Below are 4,523 nucleotides of genomic sequence, written 5' to 3'. Positions count from 1 at the left end.
GGTTCGGGCTCGGGAGCGGGTTCAGACACGGCGCAGCACCTGGGTGGACCGGGCATGGACCGGGACGTTCTCGCGGGCCTTCACGACGGGCGACTCCTCCTCGGCCAGCAGCGGGTCCGCGGTGTCGAGCACCTTCATCCACATCTGCCCGTACACGGCCGGCGGAAGCGTGAACGTGAGGTCCCCGTCGTGCGCGTTGATCAGCAGGAGGAACGAGTCGTCCCTGACCTGCCTGCCCCGCTGGTCGGGCTCGCCGATCGCGTCGCCGTTCAGGAACACGTTCAAGGACTTGTTGAAGCCCGCCGTCCAGTCCCGGTCGCCCATCTCCGTGCCGCCCGGGGTGAACCAGACGAGGTCCGGCAGGTCCTCGGGCCCGCCCTTCGCGGCCCGGCCGCCCTTCGCCCGCCGCTGGTCGCCCATGAAGAACCGCCGCCGCCGGAACACCGGATGCTCCGTCCGCAGCCGGGACAGCCGCTGGACGAAGTCGAGCAGCGGTCCGCGCTCGTCGGGGAACATGCCCTGGCGCAACCCGGTCCAGTCGACCCAGGAGAGCTCGTTGTCCTGGCAGTAGGCGTTGTTGTTGCCGTCCTGCGTCCGGCCCATCTCGTCGCCGTGCAGCAGCATCGGCACGCCCTGCGACAGGAACAGCGTGGTCAGGAAGTTGCGCTTCTGCCGCTCGCGCAGCGCGAGGACGTCCAGGTCGTCGGTCGGCCCCTCGTGGCCGCAGTTCCACGACCGGTTGTCGTCGCTGCCGTCCCGGTTGCCCTCGCCGTTGGCCTCGTTGTGCTTGTGGTCGTAGGAGACGAGGTCGTTCAGCGTGAACCCGTCATGGCACGTCGCGAAGTTGATCGAGGCGATCGGGCGGCGGCCGTCGTCGGCGTACAGGTCGGACGAGCCCGTCAGCCGGGACGCGAAGTCGGGCAGCGTGTCCGGCTCCCCGCGCCAGAAGTCGCGCACGGTGTCGCGGTACTGGCCGTTCCACTCCGTCCACAGCGGCGGGAAGTTGCCGACCTGGTAGCCGCCCTCGCCGATGTCCCACGGCTCGGCGATCAGCTTCACCTGGGAGACGACCGGGTCCTGCTGGACGAGGTCGAAGAACGCCGCCAGCCGGTCGACCTCGTGCAGCTCGCGGGCGAGCGTCGCGGCGAGGTCGAAGCGGAACCCGTCCACGTGCATCTCGGTCACCCAGTACCGCAGCGAGTCCATGATCATCTGCAGCACGTGCGGGCTGCGCATCAGCAGGCTGTTCCCGGTGCCCGTCGTGTCCATGTAATAGCGGCGGTCGTCCTCGGTGAGCCGGTAGTACGAGGCGTTGTCGATGCCGCGGAGCGACAGCGTCGGGCCCAGGTGGTTGCCCTCGGCGGTGTGGTTGTAGACGACGTCGAGGATCACCTCGATGCCGGCCTCGTGCAGCGCCTTCACCATCGCCTTGAACTCCAGCACCTGCTCGCCCCGGTGGCCCGACGACGAGTACTCGTTGTGCGGCGCGAAGAAGCCGATGGTGTTGTAGCCCCAGTAGTTGCGCAGCCCGCGGCTCGTCAGCGCGTCGTCGTGGACGAACTGGTGCACGGGCATCAGCTCGACCGCCGTCACCCCGATCGAGCGGAGGTGGTCGATGATCACGGGGTGCGCGAGGCCCGCGTAGGTGCCGCGCAGGCTCGGAGGGATCTCCGGGTGCCGGGCGGTGAGGCCCTTGACGTGCGCCTCGTAGATGACCGTCTCGTGGTACGGGATCCGGGGCGGGCGGTCGTCCCCCCAGTCGAAGTACGGGCTGACCACCACCGACCGCATCGTGTGCCCGGCCGAGTCGGCGTCGTTGCGCGACCACGGGTCGCCGAAGTTGTAGCCGAAGCACGCCTCGTCCCAGTCGACCGCGCCCTCGATGGCCTGCGCGTACGGGTCGAGGAGCATCTTCGCCGGATTGCACCGCAGCCCTTGCGGCGGGTCGTACGGCCCGTGCACCCGGTAGCCGTATCTGCGTCCCGGCATGATGCCCGGCAGGTACCCGTGCCAGACGAAGGCGTCCACCTCCGGAAGGTCGATCCGGGTCTCCTCGCCGTCGCCGGCCGGCCCGTCGAACAGGCACAGCTCCACCCGCTCCGCCACCTCGGAGAAGAGGGCGAAGTTCGTGCCCGCGCCGTCGAACCGGGCTCCGAGCGGGTAGGCGTCCCCTGGCCAGATCTGCGCCACTGTCCCGCTCCTCGTCATGACGCGCCGCCGTCTCGGACGCGGCGGCGCACGGGAGAGCCTTTCCCCCTGCGGTTTAGATCACACCGGCACCGATTGGGATGCCTCTGGCCAGAACGGACATGACTGAGCTACCTTAGGGGAGCCTTACCTTATTGAGGGTGCCCTAAGCTCCCCAGGTCAGGCACGTGGAGTGGTTCAGCGCCGCACGGAAGGTCCGCGAAGCCGCATGTACGTGTGCATCTGCAACGTCGTCACGGAGGACGACGTTCACGGCTGCCTGGCCAACGGCTGCAGGACGGCCAAAGAGGTCAAGGCCGCCTGCGGCTTCAAGCCCGGGTGCGGAATGTGCACCAAGCGCATCCACACGATGGTCAGCGAGTACCGCACGGCCGACGAGCTCGCGGACGCCCTGACCGGCGGCCCGCTGCCCCTGGCCGCCGTCGCCGAGGCGCCGGCCGCTCCGCAGATCGTCCCCGACGCCGCCGAGGGAGGGACCGCTCCGCAGACCGCCGCCTGAACCGTCCCCGGACACCCGCATGGCGCCGCCCGCGAGGGGCGGAGAGCGCCGTCGCGGGGGCCAGTGCTGTCTAGAAAGCGCTGATCGTGGAAGCATGGGGACCATGGAAGGCGACAAGGACATCATCGCGCTGCTCAACGAGCAGCTCACCGCGGAGCTCACGGCGATCAACCAGTACTTCCTGCACTCGAAGATGCAGGAGCACTGGGGCTTCACCCGCATCGCCAAGCACACCCGCGACGAGTCGTTCGACGAGATGCGGCACGCGGAGCGGCTGACCGACCGGATCCTGTTCCTGGAGGGGCTGCCGAACTACCAGAAGATCGGCACCCTGCGGATCGGGCAGACCATCGTCGAGCAGCTCGAGGCGGACCTCGCCGTCGAGCGGGAGGCCGTGGCCCGGCTGCGTCCCGGCATCGAGCTGATGCGCTCGCGCGGCGACGTCACCTCCGCGCGGATCTTCGAGGACATCCTCGCCGACGAGGAGGAGCACATCGACTACCTGGAGACCGAGCTGAGCCTCGTCCAGGAGCTCGGGGAGCAGAACTACAAGCAGCGGCTCACCGGATACCCCGGCGACGACGGCACCTCGCCCGTCTGAGCCGCCCCGCCCGGACCGCTACGGCGCCCCGGGGTCCGCGGGCCCGGCCGCCGGCTTGCGGCGCAGCACGTACGGCTGGATGATGCCCAGCCCGCGGACCGGGCGCCGCACGATGCGCGTCACCTCGTAGGCCGGCCGCTTCTCCAGCCGCGCCGCCAGCTCGCCGTCGATCACGACCGAGCCGGGGCGCGCCAGGGACGTGAGCCGCGCCGCGAGGTTGACGGTCGTGCCGAACACGTCGCCCATCAGCGGCAGCACCGGCCCGTACGCCGCCCCGACCCGGACGTCGGGCACCTCGGTCTCGTCCTGGATGGTCGCCGCGATGGTCAGCGCGATCTCCGCGCCGATCTCCGGGGTCTCCGCGCTGAACAGCACCTCGTCGCCGAGCGTCTTCACCAGCCGGCCGCCGAGCGAGGCGACGATGTCGGCGGCGGTCTCCTCGAACCACTCCACCACCCGGGCCAGCTCGATCTCCTCCAGCTCCCGGCTGACCTGCGTGAACGACACCATGTCCGCGAACCCGACCGTGGTCATGGGCCGCCCGGCCGGGTCGCCGTTCTCCCGCGTGGCGGCCGCGCCGAGCGCCCGGGTCCCGGCGGCGGCGAGCTGCCGCCGCCAGGCGTGCACGACCAGCGGCTCGAACTCCCCGATGTGCTTCTCGGCGATGTCCACGATCGTCTCGACCGCCTCCGCGGACGGCGCCTCGTTCGGCTCCTGCGGCAGCATGCTGCGCAGCAGGCTGACCTGCCATTCGGCGAGCCGGCTCATGGTCTGCCCGAAGGCGCGGACCAGCCGGATCACCCCGTCCTCGTCCAGGATCCCGTCGGCGACGAGGCGGCCGAGCCGCTCCAGCGCCGCGATGTCGCCCTCGGTGTAGGCGACGGTCTCGTCCGGCATCGACGGGTAGCCGAACGCGCGCCAGACCTTCCCGGAGAACTCCTGCGACACCCCCGAGAGCCGGACCGCGTCGACACGGGTGTAGCGCAGCTCGCCCCCGAGCAGGAGCTCTTCGATCTCCTTCGGATCCGGCAATCCGGCCGCCATCTTCCGCCCCTCAGCCCGCCGCCGCCCCGGACCGGGACACCGCCGTCATGGATCGGTACCGGGACATATCGTCGCAGATCAGCATGACGGTCAACGTGCGGACCGCGGATCGCCGTTCCCCGTTCACCGGACGTGCACCACGTCGCCCGCGCTCACCGCGCTGTCCCCGCC

At 70.4% G+C, this 4,523-nt stretch carries 4 protein-coding genes; 2 read left to right on the top strand and 2 right to left on the bottom strand.

Annotation, left to right across the window (positions count from 1 at the left end):
• Positions 1-21 precede the first annotated feature (21 nt).
• Positions 22-2,190, bottom strand: a complete 2,169-nt coding sequence (gene glgX, locus E1266_RS35840; protein ID WP_207946126.1) for a glycogen debranching protein GlgX — start codon at positions 2,188-2,190, stop codon at positions 22-24.
• Between the two features lie 226 nt (positions 2,191-2,416).
• On the opposite strand from glgX, the gene E1266_RS35835 reads away from it, so the two are divergent.
• Together E1266_RS35835 and bfr are read left to right on the top strand one after the other, a co-directional pair.
• Entirely contained in the window at positions 2,417-2,707 is a 291-nt protein-coding gene (locus tag E1266_RS35835) for a (2Fe-2S)-binding protein (protein WP_132054820.1), read from the top strand.
• A 103-nt stretch (positions 2,708-2,810) separates the two neighbouring features.
• On the top strand, positions 2,811-3,308 hold the full coding sequence (gene bfr, locus E1266_RS35830; protein ID WP_132054824.1) for a bacterioferritin: 498 nt from the start codon (positions 2,811-2,813) through the stop codon (positions 3,306-3,308).
• Between the two features lie 18 nt (positions 3,309-3,326).
• Here bfr and E1266_RS35825 read toward each other — a convergent pair whose 3' ends face one another.
• Entirely contained in the window at positions 3,327-4,352 is a 1,026-nt protein-coding gene (locus E1266_RS35825) for an adenylate/guanylate cyclase domain-containing protein (protein WP_132054818.1), read from the bottom strand.
• Between the last annotated feature and the right edge of the window lie 171 nt (positions 4,353-4,523).

The sequence above is a fragment of the Actinomadura sp. 7K534 genome, assembly GCF_004348575.1.
Classification (GTDB): Bacteria; Actinomycetota; Actinomycetes; order Streptosporangiales; family Streptosporangiaceae; genus Spirillospora; species Spirillospora livida.
The sequence above is the reverse complement of the archived record's forward strand: the minus strand, read 5'-3'. Positions and strand labels throughout refer to the sequence as shown.